Annotated in this window: 23 protein-coding genes and 1 other RNA gene; 17 read left to right on the forward strand and 7 right to left on the reverse strand. The window is 33.0% G+C overall.

Going from position 1 to position 25,703, the window contains the following annotated elements; translation table 11 throughout:
• Positions 1-20: 20 nt before the first annotated feature.
• A complete protein-coding gene (locus NQQ59_RS10490; protein ID WP_222104888.1) occupies positions 21-2,717 on the reverse strand; it encodes a putative LPS assembly protein LptD in 2,697 nt (898 codons plus the stop codon).
• Between the two features lie 82 nt (positions 2,718-2,799).
• Between NQQ59_RS10490 and NQQ59_RS10495 the strand changes: the two genes are divergently transcribed.
• From NQQ59_RS10495 to NQQ59_RS10530, 8 genes are all read left to right on the forward strand, one after another.
• Positions 2,800-3,921, forward strand: a complete 1,122-nt coding sequence (locus tag NQQ59_RS10495; protein WP_144219093.1) for an N-acetylmuramoyl-L-alanine amidase family protein — start codon at positions 2,800-2,802, stop codon at positions 3,919-3,921.
• A gap of 50 nt (positions 3,922-3,971) precedes the next feature.
• The gene (locus NQQ59_RS10500) at positions 3,972-4,937 is read left to right on the forward strand and encodes an MlaD family protein (RefSeq protein WP_144219094.1); all 966 of its coding nucleotides are present in this window, start codon (positions 3,972-3,974) and stop codon (positions 4,935-4,937) included.
• 6 nt (positions 4,938-4,943) lie between these two features.
• A complete protein-coding gene (locus NQQ59_RS10505; protein ID WP_144219095.1) occupies positions 4,944-6,281 on the forward strand; it encodes a (Fe-S)-binding protein in 1,338 nt (445 codons plus the stop codon).
• A gap of 113 nt (positions 6,282-6,394) precedes the next feature.
• Complete coding sequence (locus NQQ59_RS10510; RefSeq protein WP_144219096.1) at positions 6,395-7,186, forward strand: (Fe-S)-binding protein; 792 nt, start codon at positions 6,395-6,397, stop codon at positions 7,184-7,186.
• A 110-nt stretch (positions 7,187-7,296) separates the two neighbouring features.
• Entirely contained in the window at positions 7,297-7,779 is a 483-nt protein-coding gene (locus tag NQQ59_RS10515) for an ABC transporter ATPase (protein WP_144219097.1), read from the forward strand.
• 126 nt (positions 7,780-7,905) lie between these two features.
• Positions 7,906-8,553, forward strand: coding sequence for a hypothetical protein (locus tag NQQ59_RS10520; RefSeq protein ID WP_144219098.1), 648 nt, complete (start codon positions 7,906-7,908; stop codon positions 8,551-8,553).
• A gap of 241 nt (positions 8,554-8,794) precedes the next feature.
• Complete coding sequence (gene bshA / locus NQQ59_RS10525; RefSeq protein ID WP_144219099.1) at positions 8,795-9,940, forward strand: N-acetyl-alpha-D-glucosaminyl L-malate synthase BshA; 1,146 nt, start codon at positions 8,795-8,797, stop codon at positions 9,938-9,940.
• Between the two features lie 15 nt (positions 9,941-9,955).
• Positions 9,956-10,378 (forward strand): protease complex subunit PrcB family protein, encoded by a 423-nt coding sequence (locus NQQ59_RS10530; protein WP_144219100.1) that lies wholly within the window; start codon positions 9,956-9,958, stop codon positions 10,376-10,378.
• 67 nt (positions 10,379-10,445) lie between these two features.
• Here the strand turns inward: NQQ59_RS10530 and NQQ59_RS10535 are convergent, their stop codons facing one another.
• Both NQQ59_RS10535 and NQQ59_RS10540 read right to left on the reverse strand, forming a co-directional pair.
• The gene (locus tag NQQ59_RS10535; RefSeq protein ID WP_144219101.1) at positions 10,446-10,943 is read right to left on the reverse strand and encodes a hypothetical protein; all 498 of its coding nucleotides are present in this window, start codon (positions 10,941-10,943) and stop codon (positions 10,446-10,448) included.
• A gap of 141 nt (positions 10,944-11,084) precedes the next feature.
• Positions 11,085-11,906 (reverse strand): UDP-2,3-diacylglucosamine diphosphatase, encoded by an 822-nt coding sequence (locus NQQ59_RS10540; protein ID WP_144219102.1) that lies wholly within the window; start codon positions 11,904-11,906, stop codon positions 11,085-11,087.
• A gap of 188 nt (positions 11,907-12,094) precedes the next feature.
• On the opposite strand from NQQ59_RS10540, the gene aroC reads away from it, so the two are divergent.
• The 3 genes from aroC (at position 12,095) to NQQ59_RS10555 (ending at position 16,779) form a co-directional block, all read left to right on the forward strand.
• Complete coding sequence (aroC, locus tag NQQ59_RS10545; protein WP_144219103.1) at positions 12,095-13,153, forward strand: chorismate synthase; 1,059 nt, start codon at positions 12,095-12,097, stop codon at positions 13,151-13,153.
• A 52-nt stretch (positions 13,154-13,205) separates the two neighbouring features.
• Positions 13,206-14,468: a dicarboxylate/amino acid:cation symporter gene (locus NQQ59_RS10550; RefSeq protein ID WP_144219104.1), complete on the forward strand. Its 1,263-nt coding sequence runs from the start codon at positions 13,206-13,208 to the stop codon at positions 14,466-14,468.
• 127 nt (positions 14,469-14,595) lie between these two features.
• Positions 14,596-16,779 (forward strand): response regulator, encoded by a 2,184-nt coding sequence (locus tag NQQ59_RS10555; protein WP_144219105.1) that lies wholly within the window; start codon positions 14,596-14,598, stop codon positions 16,777-16,779.
• Here the strand turns inward: NQQ59_RS10555 and NQQ59_RS10560 are convergent.
• Both NQQ59_RS10560 and NQQ59_RS10565 read right to left on the reverse strand, forming a co-directional pair.
• Positions 16,776-18,023 carry a DEAD/DEAH box helicase gene (locus NQQ59_RS10560; protein ID WP_144219106.1) on the reverse strand — a complete coding sequence of 416 codons (1,248 nt, stop codon included), beginning with the start codon at positions 18,021-18,023 and terminating at the stop codon, positions 16,776-16,778. The two genes, NQQ59_RS10555 and NQQ59_RS10560, sit on opposite strands and share 4 nt — an antisense overlap.
• Before the next feature lie 136 nt (positions 18,024-18,159).
• Positions 18,160-19,197: a formimidoylglutamase gene (locus tag NQQ59_RS10565; protein ID WP_144219107.1), complete on the reverse strand. Its 1,038-nt coding sequence runs from the start codon at positions 19,195-19,197 to the stop codon at positions 18,160-18,162.
• A 98-nt stretch (positions 19,198-19,295) separates the two neighbouring features.
• On the opposite strand from NQQ59_RS10565, the gene NQQ59_RS10570 reads away from it, so the two are divergent.
• Positions 19,296-20,174, forward strand: a complete 879-nt coding sequence (locus tag NQQ59_RS10570; RefSeq protein ID WP_144219108.1) for a hypothetical protein — start codon at positions 19,296-19,298, stop codon at positions 20,172-20,174.
• A gap of 113 nt (positions 20,175-20,287) precedes the next feature.
• On the opposite strand, the gene hutI is transcribed toward NQQ59_RS10570, so the two are convergent.
• Together hutI and NQQ59_RS10580 are read right to left on the reverse strand one after the other, a co-directional pair.
• Positions 20,288-21,526, reverse strand: a complete 1,239-nt coding sequence (gene hutI, locus NQQ59_RS10575; protein ID WP_144219109.1) for an imidazolonepropionase — start codon at positions 21,524-21,526, stop codon at positions 20,288-20,290.
• A 94-nt stretch (positions 21,527-21,620) separates the two neighbouring features.
• Positions 21,621-22,673 carry a glutaminyl-peptide cyclotransferase gene (locus NQQ59_RS10580; protein WP_144219110.1) on the reverse strand — a complete coding sequence of 351 codons (1,053 nt, stop codon included), beginning with the start codon at positions 22,671-22,673 and terminating at the stop codon, positions 21,621-21,623.
• Between the two features lie 88 nt (positions 22,674-22,761).
• Here NQQ59_RS10580 and ffs point away from each other — a divergent pair.
• From ffs to NQQ59_RS10605, 5 genes are all read left to right on the forward strand, one after another.
• Positions 22,762-22,859, forward strand: an RNA gene (gene ffs / locus NQQ59_RS10585) — signal recognition particle sRNA small type.
• Positions 22,860-23,036: 177 nt separating this feature from the next.
• Positions 23,037-23,840 (forward strand): SDR family oxidoreductase, encoded by an 804-nt coding sequence (locus tag NQQ59_RS10590; protein ID WP_144219111.1) that lies wholly within the window; start codon positions 23,037-23,039, stop codon positions 23,838-23,840.
• A 4-nt stretch (positions 23,841-23,844) separates the two neighbouring features.
• Positions 23,845-24,051, forward strand: coding sequence for a hypothetical protein (locus tag NQQ59_RS10595; protein ID WP_144219112.1), 207 nt, complete (start codon positions 23,845-23,847; stop codon positions 24,049-24,051).
• Positions 24,052-24,358: 307 nt separating this feature from the next.
• Positions 24,359-25,015: a fructose-6-phosphate aldolase gene (fsa, locus tag NQQ59_RS10600; RefSeq protein WP_091493007.1), complete on the forward strand. Its 657-nt coding sequence runs from the start codon at positions 24,359-24,361 to the stop codon at positions 25,013-25,015.
• A gap of 90 nt (positions 25,016-25,105) precedes the next feature.
• Positions 25,106-25,597 (forward strand): hypothetical protein, encoded by a 492-nt coding sequence (locus tag NQQ59_RS10605; protein WP_144219113.1) that lies wholly within the window; start codon positions 25,106-25,108, stop codon positions 25,595-25,597.
• The last annotated feature ends 106 nt before the right edge of the window (positions 25,598-25,703 follow it).

Below are 25,703 nucleotides of genomic sequence, written 5' to 3' on the forward strand. Positions count from 1 at the left end.
TATTTTGATTCGAAAGTAGTTTATCGATTAGAAACGCTTCGTTTGTTCCATTTAATGTCACTAAGCATACCGGATTTAATTCCAATGAAAAAGTTCCAGTTGGAATTTGTTCCCATTGGTTGCCAGTTAAAGGCCATTCTCCAGCTTAATAAATCTCTTTCAAAACGGAACTGAGTAAAGGTAACTCCTTTTTGTACAAAGTCATAACCAGTAGAAACACCACCTTTCCATTTTGGAGTGATGTCCGTGTTAATCGAGATCATAAGTGAGTTTCCTGAAATTTGGTTTTGCCTTGTCGTATTAGAATAGGTTAGGGAATAAGCTAATGTCATATCCCATGGAATTTTCGAATTAAAGAACTCGGTAATTACATCTTCTTTTTCAGGTTCGTTCGCAAACTGACTGTTCCTGCTATCATTTAAATCAGTATTCGTTCCAAACAAGTCATCGTTTCGTCCTCCATTCCTCTGACTCTGGTTGTTCTTTTCCTTGCCAGTTCCCTTATTGGAAAAAGAGTAGTTAACAGTTACGTTTGCACTGGTTAATCTGAATAAGCTTCCTCCGTTGTCAATATTGAAAGTGCTAATTCTGTTGTTACCACTGTCAAGAGCATAAGGATCTAATGTGGCACCAAAGTTCATATTCATTTTATTGTCAAAAAACTGAGTTCCTCCACTTACTAATACAGGTTGCCATGCAAGAGTTGTTCTTCCGTCAGCATTAAAATTATAACTCGTACTAAAGTTTAAATTGTTTAGTAACATTATTTTTTTAGGCTCTGTTTTGGTGCTGTCTCTGTCTCTTACTTTGGCTTCAAAAGTATTACTTAAAGCAAAACCAACAATGTTTGAGTTTTCTTTTCCTGGTGCTCCAAAAAGACCGTTTTCGAATCGGGTATATTGAGAAGTGATTGTTCCTGTTGCATCAACTGAATAACTATCGTAATAGCGCTCAAAACTTGGTGTGTAAGCATAAGTTATACTTGGACGCATTACGTGTCTTATCGATTGAATTCTTTTATCATCACCAAAATTAAAAGTACCGTAAATTGTGGTTCCTAAATTGGTGCTGAAATTATAAGTTCTGAAAGAATCAAATCCATTTACACTTTGGTCTTCTGCTTTTCCAGTAGTAGAATCGTAGCTTTTGCTGATGGTCTTATTTACCCAAGTTTCCTGGTAGGTTGTTGAAGCTCCTGCACTAAAATATTTGAAAATTTTAAAGTTGGTACTAAGTGGAATTGTATGTTGCATTCCTAATTGAGCATCCTTAAACATCTGTGGTTTAAAAAACAGGGAATCACTTGTTTTAAAGTAGTTTTTACCACTCACATTGTACTGTAAGTTGATGTTTTTAATGAATCCCTTTTTTACACCGTTTTTTCCAACAAAAGGATATACACGATCAATACTTCCTTGAAAGGATGGAAGTGTCATAATGATCTCTTCTGTCTGCGTATTCTGGCTATGAGTTGCCGTTAACGCGATACGTGATCCTGGAATTGTATTAAAAGTTTTATTGTAGTTGATGGATGAACTTAAAGTGTTGTTCAAATTCGATCCAATATTGGCTTGATTGATCGATTGTTTGAAGTATTTACTACTACCCATGTTAACGGATGCAGAAAAACTTGAATTCGGGTTTGATTTTGTGTCTTTAGAATGTGACCACTGAATGTTGTAAATACCCTGTTTAGTGTAATCTGGATAACCTCGTTCGCTACTGATTAGGTTTTCAAAACGTATGTTTACGTTTCCTCGATACTTGTACCTGGTAGCATAAGCCGATTCAAATCGCATGGCGTAACTTCCGTTAGTGTAGTAATCCCCAAGCACCGTCAAGTCATAATTGTCGCTTAGAGCAAAATAATATCCACCATTTTGTAGGGAGAAACCTCGTGTATTGGAGTCGTTGTAACTAGGTACAATAATTCCTGATACACTTTTTTCTTTGCTTAACGGGAAAAAAGCGTAAGGCAATGCAAGTGGGGTTGGGACATCTGCAATAACCATTTGTGTTAAACCAGCAACAATTTTTTTGCCAGGTACAAATTTTATTTTGTTAGTTCGGAAGTAATATTCTGGGTGATCAATGTCTTCAGATGTAGTTATACGTGCTCCTCTTAAATAATAAACAGAATCGTTTTCTTTTTTGGTAACCCCTGCTTTAACGTTTAATTCGCCTTGTTTTGTTCTGGAGTTGTAGATTAAAGCTTTTTTTGTTTTGAAGTTAAAACGAATCGAATCAGGTTGTACTTCGTTTGATCCTTGTTTGAAATTAGGATATTGCACGAGAACACCAGTAGAATCTTTAATTCTTCCTGCGTAAACTTCATCTTTTTCATAATTAAGTACAATTATACCAGATTTTAATTCAACATCCTTATAGTATAATTCGGCTTCATTATATAAAGTAATCAGTTTTCTTTTCTGATCAATTTTGGCATAATCTTTAGCTACATACTTAACTTTTCCATCTAGAAAAGTCTTTTTGGTTTTAACAGTATCCAGCTTTATCGTATCGGTAAGTGCAGGAGTTTCTTTATCTGTTTGTTTTACAGCAGGTAAAGGCTTTTTTTTGTTTTTTATTTCTTGCGAATATAAATTTCCACAACCTATAGTTAGGAAAAATGATATTAAAACGATATTAAATAAGTTTGTATGCAAAGGTTTAAATGCTATTTTTGTAAAATTATGGCGTGTTTTTTGACATGTCAAACTTACATATAATTTTTTGGCAAAAATAATCAATTCTAAAAATTATAACAGCTGCATTTTATTAAAATTAACTTTTAGATTTATGAATAGAATTAACAAATTTAAGGTAATATTTACTTTATTTCTAATATTCCTGTCTTTTTATGCTCAGAGTCAGTCGAATGTATTCAAGGTAACTCTTGATGCTGGACATGGAGATCATGACTTTGGAGCTGTTTATAGCGGAAGGATTGAAAAAAATATTGCTTTAGCTATTGTTTTGAAAGTAGGGAAGATTTTAGAACTTAATCCAAATGTTAATGTAATTTATACTCGTAAAACGGATGTTTTTATAGATTTGGTCGAAAGAGCCAATATTGCAAACAGAGCAAATTCAAACATTTTTGTATCTATTCACTGTAATGCCAATAAAAATACAGCTGCCGACGGAACTGAAACTTATGTAATGGGTTTGAGTAAAGTGGCATCTAACCTTGAAGCGGCGAAAAAAGAGAACTCTGTTATTACATTAGAGAAAGACTATAAACGTAAATACGAAGGTTACGATCCGAATTCTCCTGAATCAATGATTGGAATGACATTAATGCAGGAAGAATATTTGGATAATAGTATTACACTGGCAACTAAGATTGAAGAGAATTTTGAAAAATTAGGAAAAAAACTTCGTCAGGGAGGTGTAAAACAAGCGCCATTTATGGTTCTTCATAAAGCGTATATGCCAAGGGTTTTGGTTGAAACAGGTTTTGTTTCAAATCCAACAGAAGGAAACATTTTAAATTCAGAAGAAGGTCAGGATGATATCGCAAAAGCAATTGCAGAAGCGATCTTAAGTTATAAAAGAGAATATTTTGGGACAGGAGCGGAAGCTACTGAGAGTCGGCCCGTAAGAGATACTACTCCCACAAAACCAAAAGCAACTACTCCTGTTGCAGTGGCGAAAAGTGCACCAAAAGGAACATTTTTTAAAGTACAGCTTATTGCAAGTATTAAGAAAACACCTTTAGAGCCTAAAAACTTTAAAGGTTTAAAAAATGTCAGTATGTTATTTGAAAACAATATATATAAGTATTTCTACGAAGAGACTTCAAGTTACGAAACAGCCCAGAAATATTTGCAAGAAGCTAAAAGTAAAGGGTATGGCGCAGCTTTTTTAGTAGCAACAAGAGACGGAGAAAAAATCAGTATTCAGGACGCAATTAAATAATAAGCCTAAGTTCGAATATTTATATTAATTTTGTACAAACACTTAGAATTTTGAAACTAACAAGAGAAATTAAAACGGCTATATTAGTCATCGTATCGATTTTATTATTTATTTGGGGTTATAGTTTTTTAAAAGGTCGTGACCTTTTTACAAATTATAAAACTTTATATGTTCAGTATGATAATGTTGAAGATTTATCAGCATCAGCGCCTGTTACACTTAACGGGCTTGCCATTGGTAAAGTAAGTAAAATCACTATAGACGAAGTAACTGGTAAATTATTGGTTGAACTTCAATTAAAAACAGATTTTCCAATTTCTAAAACAAGTACAGCAGCTTTGTATTCTCCAAGTTTAATTGGTGGAAAACAAATTAAGATTGTACCGAATATGGCAGATAAGGATTTGGCAGAAGACGGTCAGACTTTAGCATCTTCTGTTGAACTTGGATTAACAGAATCATTAGGAGGTAAAATTGAGCCAATCCAGCAAAAGTTGGACAAAATGCTTTTAAATATTGATGTTCTGGTTACAGGATTAAATAATACTTTAGACAAGCCAACTCAGGAAAATTTAAAGAAAACAATTGCAGAGTTGAGTCAGACAATGGCACAATTTCACAGAGCTTCGGGTAGTTTAAATTCTATTTTGGATACTAATAAAGGTCAGATTAATGGTGTGGTTACTAACTTTAATAAAATGTCAAGTAACTTCAATAAAATTTCTGATTCTTTAAACAAAGCTGATTTAGGAAAAACAGTTCGTAATTTAAATCAAGCTTTATCTAAAGTTGATGGTTTGATGGCTAACTTGAATTCTGGAAAAGGTACTGCTGGTAAATTATTAAACGATGATGCGCTTTATAATAATTTAGCAAAAACTTCAAAAGAGTTAGAATTATTATTGCAAGATGTACGTCTTTATCCAACTCGTTACGTAAACGTTTCTCTTTTTGGAAAGAAAAATAAACCTTATGTAGCACCAACAGAAGAAACAAGCTCAACAGATAAAAAATAATTATAGATGGGTTATTTAGATAATATTTTATTCGCCATACTTCTTATAGTAGGTTTCGGTTTTTTTGCAGCGAGCGTAAAAAAAATCATCCGAAATATCAATTTGGGAGTTGATGTAGATCGAAAAGATAATCCTAAAGCTCGTTGGAAAAACATGGCATTGATTGCTCTTGGACAATCAAAAATGGTGAGACGCCCTGTTGCTGGAATACTGCATATTTTTGTATATGTAGGTTTTATAATTATTAATATTGAATTATTAGAAATCATTATTGATGGACTTTTTGGAACACATCGAATTTTTGCTCCTTATTTGGGCGTTGTGTACGATGTTCTAATTGCTTCATTCGAAATATTAGCTATACTTGTCATTATTGCTGTAGTTACTTTTTGGATTAGAAGAAATGTAATTCGTTTAAAACGTTTTATCAATTCTGATTTAAATGGTTTCCCGAAAAGTGATGCGAATTACATTTTGTATTTTGAAACCGTTTTAATGGTTCTCTTTTTATTAATGAATGCATCTGATTTGCATTTACAGAATGTTCCAGGAGGATATTCTCATTTTCATAAAGCAGGAAGTTATCCGATAAGTCAATTTATCGCTCCAATTTTTAATGGAACTTCTAATGAAATGGTTGCCCTATTATTTGAAGTTTTTTGGTGGTTGCATATTGCAGGTATTTTAGTTTTTATGAACTATTTATATTTCTCTAAGCATTTGCATATTCTTTTGGCTTTCCCGAATACTTATTTTGCAAATTTAAAACCAGAAGGACAGTTTGATAATTTAGCTTCAGTTACAAAAGAGGTGAAATTAATGATGGATCCAAATGCAGATCCTTTTGCGGCGGCTCCTGTAGATGAGAATGCTGCCCCAGCTAAATTTGGAGCCAGTGATGTTCAGGATTTAAATTGGGTTCAGTTACTAAATGCATACACTTGTACAGAGTGTGGTCGTTGTACTTCTTCTTGTCCTGCAAATCAAACGGGGAAAAAATTGTCTCCTCGTAAGATTATGATGGATACAAGAGATCGTTTGACTGAAGTTGGAAAGAATATTGATGCTAATAAAGGTGTTTTTGTTCCAGATAATAAATCTCTTTTAAACGATTATATTACTCCAGAAGAATTATGGGCTTGTACGTCTTGTAATGCTTGTGTAGAAGAATGTCCGGTAAATATTAGTCCGTTGTCTATTATTATGGACATGCGTCGTTATTTGGTAATGGAACAAAGTGCTGCTCCAATGCCATTAAATGCGATGATGACCAATATTGAGAATAACGGTGCGCCTTGGCAGTACAGTCAACAAGACCGTTTAAATTGGAAAAACGAGAATTAAGATTTATTGTTTAATCGGTTAGTTGTTTAACCGTTTAATCGATTTTAAAATAATTTCGGCTTTGTTTATTTGTTCATTCAAAAAACGATTGTCCGATTTAACAAAGAAGTGAGATGTCAGAAAGTTTAGTAGTGCCAACAATGGCAGAAATGCTTGCCGAAGGGAAACAACCAGAAGTTTTGTTTTGGGTAGGTTGCGCAGGAAGTTTTGATGATAGAGCAAAAAAAATTACTAAGGCATTTGTGCGAATATTAAATCGTACGAATGTTTCTTTTGCGGTTTTAGGTGCAGAAGAAAGCTGTACTGGAGATCCTGCAAAAAGAGCTGGAAATGAATTTTTGTTTCAAATGCAGGCCATGATGAATATTGAGGTCCTGAATGCTTACGAAGCAAAAAAAATTGTTACGGCTTGTCCGCATTGTTTTAATACTTTAAAAAATGAATATCCGGAATTAGGAGGAAATTACGAGGTAATTCATCATACAGAATTTTTAAAATCATTAATAGATGATGGAAGATTAACTGTTGAAGGCGGACAATTTAAAGGGAAAAAAATTACTTTTCACGATCCTTGTTATTTAGGAAGAGCCAATAAAGTTTACGAAGCGCCAAGAGATTTAATTCAAAAATTAGACGTTGAATTAGTAGAGATGAAACGCTCTAAAGCAAATGGATTATGCTGTGGTGCGGGTGGAGCGCAAATGTTTAAAGATGCTGAACCTGGTAATAAAGAAGTAAATGTGCTTCGTACAGAAGATGCACTTGAAGTAAAACCAGATATTATTGCTGCGGGTTGTCCGTTCTGTAATACGATGTTAACAGATGGAATTAAACATGCACATAAAGAAGGAGAAGTAAAAGTACTTGATATCGCAGAATTAATTGCGAATGCGCAAGATTTATAAGTAAAGGTTCTAAGTTTCTAAGATACTAAGGCGCTAAGTTTTTTTACTTGAAGCCTGAAACTTTTGGAATCTAAATCTAAAAAACAACAATCTAAAATCTAAATTTAAAAATGTATATACCTTTTGAAGATTTACCAGGCGAATCCAGAGTTTGGATTTACCAATCGAACAGAAAGTTTTCTGAGGAAGAGTTTTCTGAAATTGAAACGGACTTAAAAGCTTTTGTGGAACAATGGGCCGCACACGGAACAAGTCTTGAAGCTTCTTGTTTATTAAAATACAATCGATTTATAATATTAGCTGTAAATCAAGATGTGCAGGCAGCGACAGGATGTTCAATTGATAGTTCGGTTGAGTTTATCCAAAGTTTGGAAAAAAAGTACGATGTTGATTTGTTGGATAAAATGAATGTTACTTTTAAGCTTGGAGAACATATCGCACACAAACCATTGATTGATTTTAAGAAAATGGTTAAAGATAAAGCCGTAACCGGAAATACGATTGTATTTAATAATCTAGTTACTAATATTGAAGAATTTAATGATGCTTGGGAAGTTCCTGCTGCAGACAGCTGGCATAGCAGATTTTTCTAAGGTTTTTCTAAAATTATAAGTAAAGGCATGAAATTTATATTTCATGCCTTTTTTATTTTTTGGTAGGATTTGAAATGTTAAATCCGTATCATTGTTTTAGTATTCTAATAGTTTAATTTAAAATTTATGAAGGAAGAAATTAAGAGTGTTGCAAGTATTTCGGCAAAATCAAGTTTAAAATGGCTTGTTGTGATGATAAGTGGAAATTTATTTACAATGATTATTTTTTTAATTATTCTTTTTCAAAATGGAAGTCTTGCAGGTGGAGGTCACGGAAATGCTTATGCTTTTATTATGGGCTTACTTTTAAATAATATCTGCGGTTTTATTTTATTTGTAGGTGCTCCAATTTTTGCCTTTTTGTATTTTTTGATTGCTAATAAAGCAGCTATTCAACAAATAATTTATTTGACATGGAAGAATAAAACCTTTGCTGGTTATGTCAATTCTTATGTCGTGCTTTTAGTAGATAAAATTACGACTTCAAACAACATGACAAGTAAGATTTCTAATGGAGCGATGCTTAAATTACAGCTTTTGGAAGCCAATAAAAATGATAAGGAAAGTTCGAAAATTAAGAAGAGAGTTATTAATTATATATTTAAAAAAGTAAGACTTGATGATGTGGATTTTTCTAATAAAGATCTAAAGTTGTCTGAAGTGGTTTCGATGAAAATCAATCAGTTTATTTCTGAAGCTGTAGAACCTTCTTTGTTGTTTTTTTGGTTGTTGTTATTGCTTCAGGTAGTATTGTTTATAGGAGCTCAGTTTTAAAACGTGATCTGAAAAACAAAACGTCTTTTTTAGCCCCGATGGGAGCGGTATCCTTTTTCTGGCTTCTTTAGCTGGAAAAAGATATAGCGGACAGCGGGACTAGTCGTTCTTTTTATTCGAAATGGTACTGCTTCCAAAATATTTATTAACTGGATTTAATCTAATTTTGTCAAAAATCTAACAATTTAAAAGCTTATTTAAATGTGATTTTTGAGTATTTTCGTAGAATTAAATTTAATCCATGAGAATAGCAATTGTTTGTTATCCTACTTTTGGAGGTAGTGGTGTAGTAGCCACCGAGTTAGGTCTCGAACTAGCCAGAAGAGGACACGAAATACATTTTATTACATACAGTCAGCCGGTTAGACTGGCTCTTTTAAATCCGAATGTTCATTATCACGAAGTAAATGTTCCGGAATATCCATTGTTTCACTATCAGCCTTACGAATTAGCTTTGTCGAGTAAATTAGTCGATATGGTTAAATTGTACAAAATTGAGCTTTTGCACGTGCATTATGCTATACCACATGCGTATGCAGGTTACATGGCAAAACAAATGCTGAAAAATGAAGGTATTAATTTGCCGATGATTACAACACTTCACGGTACAGATATTACTTTGGTGGGGAATCATCCTTTTTATAAACCTGCTGTAACTTTTAGTATCAATAAATCAGATTATGTTACTTCGGTTTCGCAAAGTTTGAAAGATGATACTTTGAAATTGTTTAAAATCAAGAATAAAATTAAGGTGATTCCTAATTTTATTGAACTTGATAAAGTGAAAAAAGATCCTTCTGCACCTTGTCACAGATATGTAATGGCAAATGAAAATGAGCGAATCATTACGCATATCAGTAATTTTAGAAAAGTAAAACGTATTCCAGATATTATTAAGATTTTCTATAATGTTCAGAAAGAAATTCCAGCCAAATTAATGATGGTTGGAGATGGTCCTGAAAAAGAGAAAGCAGAAATTTTATGCCAGGAATTAGGGATTTTAGATAAAGTAATTTTCTTTGGAAACAGCCACGAAATAGATAAAATCTTATGTATGACCGATTTGTTTTTACTTCCTTCAGAAACAGAAAGTTTTGGTTTGGCGGCTTTGGAAGCGATGGCTCTTGGTGTTCCTGTAATTTCTAGTAACTCTGGTGGTCTTCCTGAAGTTAATTTTGATGGTTTTTCTGGGTATTTAAGCGATGTTGGAAATGTTGAAGAAATGGCTCAAAATGCTTTGAAAATATTAAAAGATGATACGATATTAAATCAGTTTAAGGCGAATGCTTTGGAAGTAGCCAGAAAATTTGATATTAAAAACATCCTGCCTAAATATGAAGCACTGTATCAAAAAGCAGTTGATGATTATAAGTATGAAAAACATTAATTAAAAAGGAGATATATGAAAAAAGTAATTTCTGTTTTAGCAATCTTTGTTTTGATTTCGTGTGGAGTAAAAAAAGTTGAAAGTTCAAACGCCTTGTATGAAGTTTTAACGAAACAATCTGATGGTGGTGGAAATATTAAATTTTTCGAAATTCTGACAGAGCCGAACGAAATTAAAATGCTTGAAAATGATCCGCTTTTGGCAGACAAGATGAAGAATCCGAATGTTCATGATTACAATTATGTGATTTTGAATATGGGCGAGAAAAACACAAGCGGTTATTCTATAGATGTCGAAAATGTTGAAGAAACGGATAAAAACATTATTATAACAGTAAAAGAAAATAGTCCTGCAAAAGATGCGATGACTATGCAAGTGATTTCGTATCCGTATACTGTGGTTAAAATTCATTCTAAAAAAGAAATTATTATTAAATAAAATTCATAAAAAAAACCTGTCGCTTTTAAACGACAGGTTTCTTCTTACAATTATTTTTTATTTTTATTTAGAATCTGAATTTAACGCCTAAACCAACGTCAAAACCAAAATTATCATCATCGTAATATCCTGAACCAATTTCAGGTCTTGCATCTAAAGATAATGTAATAGGCACTTCTTTAAATCTGTATTCAATACCAATATCTCCGGCTGCAAATACATAAGTTCCACTGTCACTGTATCTGTAACCAGCGTTGCGGTAATCGTAATCCCAGGCAGCTAAACCTCCACCGACACCAGCGTACCAGTTAAAACCTCCATCGATGTTCCAAACCCATTGGTAAAGTGCTACTCCTTTTACAGCATCAACATCTCTACTGTTTCTCCAGCCTAAATCGAATTCAAGTCTGTTTTTTTGATTTAATCCTAATTGGTAAGATACTTCTCCTCCAAATCCGTTATTGTCTCCTAAACGTAATCCTAATGCGTGCTTTGAAATCTCTTGTGATTGAGCCGTAAATGCTAAACCAAAAAGCATAATGGCAGATAATATTATCTTTTTCATAAAAATGGTTAAATTATTTTTTTCAAATTTATTATTACAGTTAAATAGAGAACGTATAATATTTTTGAAAATTGTTATATAATTCACATTTTATTTCGTGAAAAATCCAATATGCTCGCTCTGAAGCCTGTAAAGTAAAGATTATTTCAAAATTATAGAAGATATTAATTGTGACGTCAAGATGTCCTCCATTTCAAAAAGATTGTCTTCTTCTACAAAATTACTTGCTTTATAAGAGAATAATTTCCAACGCTTTTTGTGGTATTCAAGCGCAGTTAAATTTTCAACCCAATCACCGGAATTTAGGTATAATGTAGATCCGTATTTGTTTTCTTTGGTTATAATTTTCGGTTCGTGAATGTGTCCGCAGATTACATAATCGTAATTTTTTTCAATTGCCAAATCGGTTGCAGTAGTTTCGAAATCAGAAATAAACTTAACGGCTTTTTTAACGCTTGCTTTGATTTTTTTAGAAAAGGAATAAGGTTCGCGTCCTAATTTTGCCAGACACCAGTTTGCAAATCGGTTAATTAGAATCAAATAATCATATCCTAATCCGCCTAATTTTGCAATCCATTTAGAGTGTTGTACAGAGGCATCAAAAACGTCTCCGTGGAAAATCCAAGCTTTTTTATCGTCTAATTCTAAAACTAATTTGTCGACTAAAGCAAAATTTCCCATATTCATATCGCTGAATTTTCGAAGTATTTCGTCGTGATTTCCAGTGATGTAATATACTTTTGTTCCTTTAGAAGCCATTCCGATAATGCGCTGAATAACTCGTAAATGCGCTTTCGGAAAGTATGATTTTCTAAACTGCCAAGCATCAATAATATCGCCGTTTAAGACTAAAGTTTTGGGTTTAATACTTGAAAGATAGTTGTTTAATTCTTTTGCGTGACTCCCGTAAGTTCCCAAATGGACATCAGAAAGAATGACCAATTCGACGTTTCTCTTTTTCAATTTTTCTTGATTTGAAGTTTTACAAATTAAGGAAACTTCTATCAGACTGATTTTATCAAAAGGTTATGAAAAAGCGGATAATTTTACCAAATTGTGATTTTTAATCGATTTAATGTTTCGTTAATAATACCAGTTTTAAATTTTTTAATTTAATTCATAAAACTTACATTTGCTCAAAACAAAATACAATGGCAGGAAACAGCTTCGGCACACTATATAAAGTAACAACATTTGGAGAATCTCACGGTGAGGCTTTAGGAGGAATTATCGATGGATGCCCTCCGGGAATACAATTAGATTTTGAAGCAATTGAATTGGATATGGCTAGAAGAAAGCCAGGTCAGTCTGCAATTGTTACGCAAAGAAAAGAGCCGGATGCGGTTCAGTTTTTGTCCGGAATCTTTGAAGGAAGAACTACTGGAACTCCAATTGGTTTTATTATTCCAAATACCAATCAAAAATCAGATGATTATTCACATATAAAAGATAATTACAGACCAAGCCATGCTGATTATGTTTACGATCAGAAGTATGGTTTTCGTGATTATCGCGGTGGCGGAAGAAGTTCTGCAAGAGAAACGGCAAGTAGGGTAGTGGCAGGAGCTATTGCAAAACAAATGCTTCCTGAAATTAAAATTAATGCTTACGTTTCTTCTGTTGGTCCAATTCATTTAGAAACTCCTTATCAGGAACTGGATTTTTCTAAAATTGAAAGTAATCCTGTTCGTTGTCCAGATGAAAAATCAGCAGCGATTATGGAAGAATATATTCGTGATATTCGTAAGCAAGGTGATACTGTTGGAGGTGTTGTAACTTGTGTAATTCAGAATGTTCCAGTTGGTTTAGGAGAACCTGTTTTTGATAAGCTTCACGCTGAATTAGGAAAAGCAATGCTTTCTATTAATGCGGTAAAAGGTTTTGAATACGGAAGTGGATTCTCTGGTTCTGAAATGAAAGGAAGCGAGCACAACGACTTATACAATCCTGACGGAACTACCAAAACAAATCTTTCTGGTGGAATCCAAGGCGGAATTAGCAACGGAATGGATATTTATTTTAGAGTAGCTTTTAAACCTGTTGCAACGATTATGCAGACTCAGGATTCATTAGATAACAAAGGAAACATTACACCAATGACAGGAAAAGGACGTCATGATCCGTGTGTAGTGCCTCGCGCAGTGCCAATTGTAGAAGCAATGGCAGCAATTGTTTTGGCTGATTTTTATTTGATCAACAAAACATATTAGTAAAAGGTAAGACAGTGAGGGTCTTATATTTTAATAATCAAAAAATAAATTAATGCAAGAAGTTACAGAAACTAAAAAAAAATCATTTCTTTCAGGATTAACAGCGCAGATTATAATTGCGATGGTTCTTGGAGCTGTCTTAGGAATTATATTGCACAACAGTATTTCACCCGAAGCGGCACAAGCATTTAGCAGTAAAATAAAAATGCTGGCAACAATCTTTATTCGTTTGGTGCAAATGATTATTTCTCCATTAGTTTTTACCACTTTAGTAGTGGGAATTGCAAAGTTAGGAGACATTAAAACCGTGGGAAGAATTGGAGGAAAAGCTATTGGATGGTTTTTTACTGCATCATTTATTTCTCTTTTAATCGGATTGTTTTATGTAAATATTTTGCAGCCTGGTGTTGGCTTAAAACTAGAACATGTTGATTTGGCAACGGCTTCTGAAGTTACAGGCAAAACACAAAATCTTTCTTTTGATAATTTTGTTGAACATATCGTGCCCAAAAGTATCATCGAAGCAATGGCAACCAATGAGATTCTGCAAATTGTAGTTTTTTCAATTTTCTTCGGATTAGCCGCAGCTTCTTTAGGATCTACTGTAAAACCAATTATTGGTGCTTTTGATAAACTTTCGCACATTGTTTTAAAAATGGTGAATTATGTAATGAACTTTGCTCCAATCGGAGTTTTTGGTGCCATTGCAGGGGTATTTGCAGTTAGAGATGCAAAAGAATTAGTGATTACTTATTTTAAATTCTTTGGATCATTTTTAATCGGTATTAGTACGCTTTGGATTATTTTGATTCTGGTTGGATATATTTTCTTGAGAGGAAGAATGACCGATCTTTTAAAGCGTATTATAGGCCCATTGGCAATTGCTTTTGGAACAACGAGTAGTGAAGCTGTATTTCCTAAATTAACAGAAGAATTAGAAGGTTTTGGAGTAAAAGACAAAATTGTTTCTTTTATGCTGCCTCTCGGTTATTCTTTTAACCTTGACGGAAGTATGATGTATATGACTTTTGCCAGTATCTTTATTGCTCAGTTTTATAATGTGCATTTAGATTTAGGAACTCAAATGGCAATGCTTTTGGTTTTAATGCTTACCAGTAAAGGGATTGCAGGTGTTCCGAGAGCAAGTTTAGTTGTCGTTGCAGCCACTTGTGGAATGTTTGATATTCCGATTGAGGGAATTGCTTTAATTTTACCAATTGACCACTTTTGTGATATGTTTAGAAGTGCAACAAATGTGCTTGGAAATGCTTTAGCAACCTCTGTTGTAGGACAATGGGAAGAGAATAAAGAATAAAATTTTAATACTAAGAATAGTATATTTATTACTTAGTAATCTTAATAATAATCGAAAAGCTGTATTTTTTTTGGAAATACAGCTTTTTTTTATTTTAAAGTGTATATTTGAGCAAATTAGCCGATTGATGCCCCACATACGGATTCTTTTACTTTTACTGTTTGCACTGAATTGCTGTGCCAATTCGGCAATTTCTCAATCTAATTGCAATAGCGATCCCGAGTTGGATAAACTTGTAAAAAAAGCACTTTTTAATTTTAGAGAATCCAATTTTGAGCAATCACTCAAAATTTCCAGAACCGCACTAAATGCTGCTACTTTAAATAAAGATTATTGTTTGATGTCTCGTTCTTACAATATCATTGCAGCCAATTATAACGAATTAACAGATTTTGATAAAGCAATTTTCTTCTACAAAAAAAGTCTGTATTACGCCGATAAAACTGAAAACGATTCCTTAAAAAGTAATGTCTATAATAATTTAGGCAACATGTATTGTTTTGAAAAAAAACAATTTGAAGAAGGAATTCGGTACTTCAAGAAATCAGTTGCGTACGCTCTTAAAATTAACGATTTAAAAGAGGTTTATTTTACTAATGTTAATATTGCATGGGCTTATTTTGATATCGGAAATTATGAGCAAGGTTATCTTTTTCTAAAGTATATCAATAGTGCGAAAAATAAATACAGCGACGGCTCGACAGAAGTAATTGTCGAAATGCTGAATGGTATTTATTTAAGCCATGAAAATGATAATAAAGGGGCAAATGCCTATTTTTTGAAAGCTATTGAAGCAGGAAAAAAAGCTCAGGAAAAAACAGATTTATCTAGTGCTTATTTAGAATATTCAAAGTTTTTGAATAAGATTAATAAGCATAAAGAAGCGTATCAGGCTTTGATTAATTACAATGCTATTTCAGAGGATATTTATAGTGTAAAGAAGATAAAAAAAGCCTCAATTGCTGGACTTGGGCTTGAACTCGATGAGTACAAAAGGCAGATCAATAAAATAGAAAATGAGAAAGTAGAGCAATCTCAAAGTCTTAAGAAATCGAAAATTATCGTAATTCTTTTTATACTTATCTCTTTGATACTTTTGTTTTTAATTATCACTTTGATAAAAAATATTCGTTTCAAGAAAAGACATAATCTAGAGCTTTTAAAAGCAAAAGAAATTGCGGAGGAGGCTTCTCTACTTAAAAGTCAATTTATTTCTACTATAAGCCATGAATTACGCACTCCTTTGTATGGAGTGGTAGGAATTACCAATATGTTACTCGAAGAACATAAAGAGCTTTCCAGAAGCCAGCATTTAAGCTCTCTAAAATTCTCGGCAAGATATCTTTTGTCTTTGGTGAATGATATTCTTCAGATTAATAAAATTGAAGAGAATAAAATTGTTCTGGAGAATCTGACTTTTAATATTTCGGATGAAATAACCGTAATAAAAAATTCGCTTTCTTTTCTTTCTCAGAAAAACAATAATAGAATATCGATCGATATTGATTCTACTATTCCTGAATATTTAATTGGAGACAAACTTCGTTTAGCTCAAATTTTAATGAATTTAGTGAGTAATGCCTTGAAATTTACTAAAGACGGTCAGGTTGAAATAATCGTAAAACTGAGCAAGGTTGAAGGAAAAATGAATTATTTAGATTTCTTAATTAGGGATAATGGTGTTGGAATTGCCATTATGGATCAAAGTAAGATTTTTGAGAAATTTGTTCAGGTGGGAAGAAAAGATGAAGATTATCAGGGAACCGGACTTGGACTTAGTATTGTAAAGAGATTGTTAGGTCTTTTTGGAAGTGAAATTACGCTGGAAAGTGATTTAGGAAAAGGTACTTCGTTTTCGTTTGAGATTGCATTTGAACACGATCTTGTTAAAACTAAAAGTATTATTGACGAGATAGAAGTAGACTTAACGTCGTTTGAAGCATATAAAATTTTAGTGGTTGAAGATAATTTAATCAATCAACTTGTCACTAAAAAGATTATTGAAAAGAATAATTATGGCTGTAAAGTGGTTGATGATGGTTATGCTGCTCTTAAAATTTTGGAAGATGAATCGTTTGATCTGATTTTAATGGATATCAATATGCCCATGATGAATGGTTTTGAAACCACAAAAAGAATTCGTCTTGCAGGAATAGAAACGCCAATTGTAGCTTTAACAGCATTTGATAAAGATGAAATTACAGACGAAGCACTTTCATCAGGTATGAATGATATTATTATAAAGCCTTTTGAGCCTGTTAAATTGTTTAAAATTATCAATTACCTCATAAAAGAAAAAAGCGCTGTTTAATACCAGCGCTTTTTATTTTTCTTAGATGAATTGGATTTTCTCGATTTATGAGCGCCACCGCTTCTATTAGAGTTTTTTGGTTTTTCTCCCGCTTCAGGGCTTCCTGAGTGCCATTGATACGAATGATCGCTGATCGTTTTTACGTCAACTTTTATTAATTTCTGAATGTCTTTCCAATAAGGCAATTCGTCTTTTCCACAAAAAGAAATCGCAATTCCGCCATTTCCAGCACGCCCTGTACGACCGATACGGTGTACATAAGTTTCAGGAATATTCGGTAAATCAAAATTGATTACATAAGGCAGTTGTTCAATGTCAATTCCTCTTGCTGCAATATCTGTTGCGACCAGAACACCAACTTCTTTGTTTTTAAAAGCATCTAAAACACGTTGTCTTGCGTTTTGAGATTTGTCTCCGTGAATTGCTTCTGCAGGAATATCTTTTTTGCGAAGTGCTTTTACAACATTGTCCGCACCGTGTTTTGTTCTCGAAAAAACAAGCACATTTGATAGGTTTTCTTCTTTAATTAAATGATACAGTAAATTTCTTTTTTCTGTTTTGTCAACAAAATAAATGCGTTGTTCTACATTTTCTGCAGTTGAAGAAACTGGTGAAACTTCTACTTTTTCAGGATCTTTAAGAAACATTTCAGCTAATTCGCGAATAGCAATCGGCATTGTTGCAGAAAAAAGTAATGTCTGTCTGTTTTTTGGAGTCAGTTTTACAATCTTTTTTACATCGTTTATAAAACCCATATCCAGCATTTGATCGGCTTCGTCTAAAACTAAAGTATGGAGATGGTCAAAGTCTAGAAATCCTTGTTTGTGTAAATCAAGTAATCTTCCTGGAGTGGCTACTAAAATATCAACTCCTTTTTTTAAGGTTTCTACCTGTGGATTCTGAGAAACTCCACCAAAAATGGTTAACTGAGTTAAGTTGGTATATTTACCATAAGTATCAAAACTTTCTCCAATTTGCACTGCTAATTCACGCGTAGGCGTAACTACAAGCGCACGAATTTGTTTTGCTTTTTTTGATGAGCCAACAATTCGATGTAATTGATGTATGATTGGAATAGCAAATGCAGCCGTTTTTCCTGTTCCTGTCTGCGCACAGCCAATTAAATCACGACCTTCTAAAATAATAGGAATTGATTTTTCCTGAATTGGAGTCGGATTTAAATAGCCTTCTTCAAATACGGCTTTTTGTATACTTTTTGAAAGTGATAAATCTTCGAATAACATATATTATTTGTTAAGTATTTTAGTTTAATGTACTAAAACGCTGTGCAAAGATAGGTTTATTCGGCTAAAGGTTTATTTGAATTTGCTTTTATTTAGCAAAGGCTCTTAGTTTTAGGATTGAAATTGTTGCCAAAAATCAATCCTGTTCTAAGTTTGCTTTGATGAAATCAGTTACCAAATAACCAATTAATTTTCCAATTAAATTATGGTTTTGGGCGTTGTCTAGATCTGGTGCTCCTTCACATATATGAATATAGGCGGCATTTTTATGTTCTGCAAAAAACGAAACAAACTGTCTTAATTCTTCAACAGAAAATCCGCTAATGGTCATCGCGCTGCTGGCAATATTAGGAATAGCATCTAAGTCAATTTCAATTCCGAAAGCATCATTTTTTATAAAATCCAAAGCTGTAATCATTTCACGATTAAAATCTTTTTCTTTTCGAATGTTAACGCTGTCGTAAGTGTTGTAACGAACCCTGTCTTCTAGTTTTTTGATAATATCCAAAACACTTTTCGAAGTATAATTTTCGTGAAGACCAAAAATGAAATATTTTTTTAGGAAACCTTCTTCATAAGCATAAGAAAATCCGTTTCCGCTATGACGTCCTTCCAAGATTCTAAAATCAGAATGCGCATCAAAATTAATTGCGTTTACAGGTTTTCCTTTTGCTAAAGCGGCACCTTTGATATTTCCGTAGGCATTATTATGACCTCCTCCAATAATAATAGGCGTTTTTCCGGCTTTAATAATCGTAAATATAATATGAGATACTTCTTTGTCTATTTTTTCTACTAACTGACTCAGTTTAGAGCGATCGTCAATGTCGTTAAAGTCTAAGTTTTCGACTTCGCGCATTTCATCGGCAACATTAATATGTCCAAGAATGATAATGTTACTTCCTTTAGAAAATCTATTATGCTGAATGTTTGCAATGCTTTTTATAGCGCATTGCCATGCAGAAGCAGCTCCAGGTCTTCCATAATTAGCTCTTATGCCAATATCTTCAGGAATTCCAAGAAGGACATATTTAGCTTCACTTTCTTTAAGAAAATTAAGTTTGTCAGCTCCAGGTGGAATGACAATCATTTTCTCTCCAAACTTTATTTCACCGCTTCGATGATTTGTGATTTTCGCTAAATCATTTATAGTGAAAGGGATTAATTTCTCCATTAAAAAAATTTATTTTCCAAAAATAATATAATTGTAGAAACTTACGTTATTACCTTATATTAATTCTTAAATTTGTTATTAAAGAAAATTTTTTAAATATGGAAAACCCAAAGAACAACAATTCAAGTCTAAAGGCGGTAATCGCAGTTTTAGCAGTCCTACTGATTGGTAGCTTAGTGTATATTTTTAAATTATCTTCTGACTCAGAAGTAGTTAAGACAGAACTTACGACAAGTTTAACAGAGAAAGAGTCTGTTATGAAAGATTTACAGGAATTGAAAGCAACTTACGATGCTGCAATTGCTGAAAACACTTCTATGTCTGACGAATTAATCCAGGAGAGAGATAAAGTAGTTGCTTTAATGGATGATTTGAACAAGTCTAAAGGAGATGTTTCTAAATACAGATCTCAGGTTCAGGCAATGCAGAGTAAAATGAAAACTTTAGTTGCTGAAAACGATGAGTTGAAAAAACAAAATGGTGTTTTAACGACTCAAAGAGATAGTACAATTGTAGTTTTAGGAGAATCTAAAAAATACAACGAAGTATTAGTTGGTCAAAACGAAGAACTAGCTAAAACTGTAGAAAAAGGTTCTAAATTATCTGTATTAAATACAAAAACTTCTGCTTATAAATTGAAAAGCTCAGGAAAACAAATTGAAACAGATAAAGCGAGTCGTGCTGATATTTTAAAAGTAAGTTTTACAATTGCTGAAAACCAAATTGCAAAATCTGGTGATAAAACATATTATGTTCAGGTAATTGATGCTAAAAACAATGTTTTAGGTGAAAAGAAAACTGAAAGTTTTGGAGATAACTCTTTAACTTATAGTTTTAAAACTACTGTAAAATATGAAAACAAAAGCGTAAATGTAAGTGAAGATCTTCCTGGTAAAGATTTTGCAAAAGGAACTTACTTCATCAACGTTTTTGATAATGATGAATTGGTTTCTAAAACTAGTTTCAGCTTAAGATAATTAGCCTAAAGGGATAAAATACCACTTTGATATTAAAGGTCTGTGCATTTTTCACAGACCTTTTTTTATGGAATAATGTTAGAGTTTTTTTAGCAGGTCAAATTAGAATTTAATTATTCTAAAATTTGTCCATTCACAAAAACAGATTCTATTAGATTGCTTCCAAAAGCATAAGGAATTTGATAATATGATGAAATAGGTTTTGTAAGGATTAAATTGGCTTTTTTACCTTTTGTAATACTTCCGTGAGTTTCTGAAAGTCCCATGGCATAAGCTCCGTTTATTGTAGCAGCGTTAATGGCTTCTTCTGGTGTCATTTTCATTTTGATACAAGCCGTGGCCACAACAAAATTCATGTTTCCGGATGGAGTAGAACCAGGATTGAAATCGGTTGCCAATGCTAAAGGTAATCCAGCTTTTATCATCTCTCGAGCTGGAGTGTATGGAATACTTAAGAAGTAAGAGCAAGAAGGTAAAGCTACCGGCATTGTTTCTGTTTCTTTTAAAGCTTCGATATCTTCCAGATTCATAACTTCTAAGTGATCGACAGAAAGGGCGTTAAATTTAACTCCTGCCTGAATTCCGCCAATAGAATTGAATTGGTTGACATGGATTTTTGGTTTTAAGCCGAATTCAATTCCTGCCTGCATGATTTTTTCGGTTTCTTCAACAGAAAAATAGCCACTTTCGCAGAAGATATCGACATAATCTGCAAGTTTGTTTTTGGCGATTTCAGGAATCATTTTAGAAATTATTTCTTCAATATATCCAGCTTTGTTGTCTTTATAATGTGTTGGAAAAGCATGAGCGCCTAAAAAAGTAGCTTTAATTGAAATTGGATAGTTTTCTGCCAGTTTTTTTATTACACGAAGCATTTTTAATTCGCCTTCAATTGTTAGGCCGTAACCTGATTTTATTTCTACAGCTCCTGTTCCTAAATGCATGACTTCTTCTAAACGAAGCTTAGATTGTTCGTAGATTTCTTCTTCAGAGGTTTCGTTTAGTTTTTTGGCAGAATTTAAAATACCACCACCGCGATTCGCAATTTCTTCATAAGAAAGTCCGTTGATGCGGTCTACAAATTCCTGTTCGCGATTTCCCGCATAAACAATGTGAGTATGACTGTCGCACCAGGAAGGAAGAACAACTTTTCCTGTAGCGTCTATAGTTAAATCAGCATTCATTTTAGGAAGATTTTCCATCGAACCAAAATCGGCAATAAGATCGTTTTCTAAAACGATAAAAGCATTTTTAATACTTGGAAGTATCGCCATTTCAGAACCTGAAACTTTATGGATTGAAGTTTCACGAACTTGTAATAATTCTTGTATATTGGTGATTAAAGTGATCATTGATATGAATTGTTATAAAACACAAATTTCACAAATTAGCACTAAATAATTAGTGAAATCTGTGAAATTCGTATTTTTTGATTTTTTATTCTAATTATTCTGAAACAGCTATTTCAAACATTTTGCTCCAGTTTTTACCTGTTACAAAAATGGTTTTAGTTTTAGGATTGTAAGCAATTCCGTTTAAAACATCGTCTTTAGTAATATCGGTCATCGTTTTACGTAAATCAGACAGGTTTAGAATTCCTTCAACAGCTCCGTTAGCAGGATTTACAACAGCGATAGCGTCTTTAAACCAAACATTTGTATAGATTTTTCCGTTAATCCATTCTAGTTCGTTAACAGCTTTGATTTTGGTGTCTCCTGAGTAAACGTTAATGTAGTCTATCATTTTTTGCGTTGCAGGATCAACTTTCCAAATTTTTTCAGTTCCATCGGTTTGGTAAATGTATTTGCCGTCATTTGTCATTCCCCAACCTTCGATATCTTTTTCGTAATCAAAAGTTTTTTCCAGTTTTAATGTTTTGGCATCGTAGATAAAACCTTTTTTGTTTTTATACGTTAATTGGAATAATTTACCATTTATAAAAGTAATTCCTTCTCCGAAATATTGTTGGTCAAGATCAATTTGTTTAAAGACTTTACCCGTTTTGTAGTCATATTTTTTAATGAAAGAAGCGCCTTCTTGTCCTGTGCTTTCGTATAAAGTATCGTTGTAGAATTCAAATCCTTCTGTGAAATCTTTTTTATCGTGAGGAAAAGTGTTAACGACTTTATACTTTAATAATTTTGGTTGTATGTCTGAAACGACTTCAATTCTTTTGGTTGCATCAGAAGAGTCTCCTCCAAAATAAACTTTTGCTTTTAAGTATTGATATCCTAATTTTTGATCAATTAATTCAAATCTAAATTCTGCGGCACCTTTAGTACTTCCAACTCTCTGATCGTTTATAAAGTAGGCAACGCTGTCAATTTCTTTCGATTTTGGATTTAAAATACCAATTGTAAGCGATTCTTTTGGCGTAAAATGAGCGGGAAAAGCAGAATCATCGATATTAAATAAAGAATTTTCACTTTTATTTTTATCTCCACATCCGATTAATGTGATTCCTAATAAAATGATGCCTAGGAAGTTATGTTTTTTCATGATTTAAAATTTGAATAATGCAATATACGATGTTATTTTTATAGCAACAAAGGTCTTGCAAAAATATAAAAAGGTTGTATATTTGCACCGGCAAGTCCTACACGACCAGCTCCTGCAGACTCCCCCAGGATGGGAACATAGCAAGGGTACGCGGTTGAGCGGTGCGATGTAGGTCGCTTGCCATTTTTTTTAGAATAAATTTAATTTGTAATCTTCCTTTTCAGGAGGATTTTTTTATTTTTGACCCTATCTGAAGTTAGATGTTACTGGTTATAAGTTGAAAGTTGATTATTCTTTAGAATTCAAAATAGACTTAATTCCAAAAACGAATAACTCAAAACCCAAAAACTTATAACTAAATAAATGAGCAAAGTCGTTTTAATTACTGGAGGATCATCAGGGATTGGAAAATCTATTGGTGAATTTTTACACCAGAAAGGTTTCGTTGTTTACGGAACGAGCAGAAATCCTGAGAAAGTTTTAAATTCTGTTTTTCCTTTAGTTGCTTTAGATGTTCGTAATTCCGAATCTATTCAAAATGCTGTTTCAAGAATTATAGAAACTTCTGGCAGATTAGATATCGTTATAAATAATGCGGGAGTTGGAATTACGGGGCCTTTGGAAGAAATTCCGACAGAAGAAATTAGAAATAATTTTGAAACCAATTTCTTTGGTCCAATTGAAGTTATGAAAGCGGCATTACCACAAATGCGCAAACAGAATTCGGGACTTATTATTAATATTACATCTATTGCTGGGTATATGGGACTTCCATATAGAAGTGTGTATTCTGCATCAAAAGGTGCTTTGGAATTGATTACTGAAGCTTTAAGAATGGAAGTTAAAGCTTTTGGTGTTGAAATTACAAATGTTGCGCCGGGAGATTTTGCAACCAATATTGCAGCAGGACGTTATCATGCGCCAGTTATAAAGGATTCGGCTTATGAAAAGGTTTATGGAGATGTTTTGGCAACGATGAACGATCATGTTGATGCAGGGAGTAATCCGAATGAAATGGCTGAAGCGGTTTATAAAATTATTCAGACTAAGAAACCCAATGTGCACTATAAAGTTGGCGCTTTTATGCAGAAGTTTTCAATTGTTTTGAAACGTGCACTTCCGGACAAGGTTTATGAAAAAATGTTAATGAATCATTATAAATTATAATTCTATGGAAAAGTTAGCAGAATTTATACCTTCGATTTTTGGGATTTTAGTTATCGTTGTTATTTGGTTTGTACTTCGCAGAATACTTGGTGCTATTAGCGATAAGATTAATAATTCTGAAATTCATAGAGAAGAAACCTTAAAAGTTTTGGAAGAAATTAGAAATGAATTGAAAGAATTAAATAAAAAGAATTCTTCGGGACAGTTTTAAGTCAAATGTCTCAGTAGATTTTGAGAAAAGAATACAGGCTTTTTTGAAAACAAGGTAAAATTTACTGTTTGTACTTATTTTGTGAATTTTAATATAATTTACAAATTGATCTTGTTTTTAAAATTGTTATTGGTATTGATTTCGTAATTTTGCACCTGAATTTGCGTGAGGGATAGAAGCTAACTACCGAAGTAGTGCGGATAGCCCGACCAAATTTGGAAAAGGCGCTCATAAACGTTCTGATGAGTGCGCCTTTTGTAAATTTGGGCACGCCCGCTTAATCAACACAATTTAAATAATATAAATTATGAAATTTTTTATTGACACGGCTAATTTAGCTCAAATTAAAGAAGCACAGGCTTTAGGTGTTTTGGATGGTGTAACAACTAACCCATCATTGATGGCAAAAGAAGGAATTACTGGAAAAAACAATATCTTAAAGCATTATGTTGACATTTGCAATCTTGTTGAAGGTGACGTAAGTGCTGAAGTTAATGCCCTTGATTTTGAAGGAATGGTTAAAGAAGGCGAGGAGTTGGCTGAATTACATGACCAAATCGTTGTAAAACTTCCTATGACTAAGGAAGGTGTTATGGCTGCAAAATATTTTTCTGATAAAGGAATTAAAACTAACGTAACTCTTGTTTTCTCTGTAGGACAAGCTATCTTGGCTGCAAAAGCGGGAGCTACTTATGTTTCTCCGTTTGTTGGTCGTTTAGATGATATTTCTACTGATGGATTGAATTTGATTCAGGAAATTAGAGAGGTTTACGATAACTACGGTTACGAAACTCAAATTTTAGCGGCTTCTGTACGTCATACAATGCATATTGTTAACTGTGCTAAAATTGGTGCAGATGTTATGACAGGACCTCTTTCTGCAATTTACGGATTGTTGAAACATCCTTTAACTGATATCGGTTTAGCTCAGTTTGTTGCTGACTTCGAGAAAGGAAACAAGTAATCCTTAGATACTTACAAAATTTTAATCGCCTTTTTTCTAACGAGAAAAGGCGATTTTTTTTACTTTTATATGAAACTTAAATAGCTGATTATGAAAGTACTATTGATTGTGTTGTGTTTTTTTGTTAGTTTTTTAATAAATGCTCAGGCTAAAATTATTACTTCTGTAAATGATGTCGGAGATGTAGCAACTTATGAGCTGGATTGTTCGGTTCGGTTTCAAAGTTTGGCAAAAGGACTTCGGTATAATATTACCAGGCATGAATTTAAAGGGCCAGAAATGAAAAATAGTTATAGGTTGCTTTTGGTAATGGATGGTTTTTATTCAAAAACGTTGAATAAAGAAATGACTATTTCGGCAGTTTTAAGTGACGGAACTGTTTTGGAATCTAGAAAAATTATTGAAGATGACGGTTTTTTTGATGGCGCTTGCACTTTGAAGATTAAAGATCCTAAAGCTCTTTTAAAAGCCGATATTGACAAAGTAATAGTCCATGCGGATAAAGATGTCGTTTATTCGATTTCGGAGCCAAACAAGACGCTTTTTAAAAAGAATCTGGAGAATATTATAAAGGCTAAATAAAGGTTCTGAGGTTCTAAGATGCTAAGGTTTTCTTTTAATCTTTTGTATATAAAAAAATCCAAATTCCTATTGGAGATTGGAATTTGGATTTTTTTATATTGATATT

The sequence above is a fragment of the Flavobacterium panacis genome (assembly GCF_024649945.1).
Classification (GTDB): Bacteria; Bacteroidota; Bacteroidia; order Flavobacteriales; family Flavobacteriaceae; genus Flavobacterium; species Flavobacterium panacis.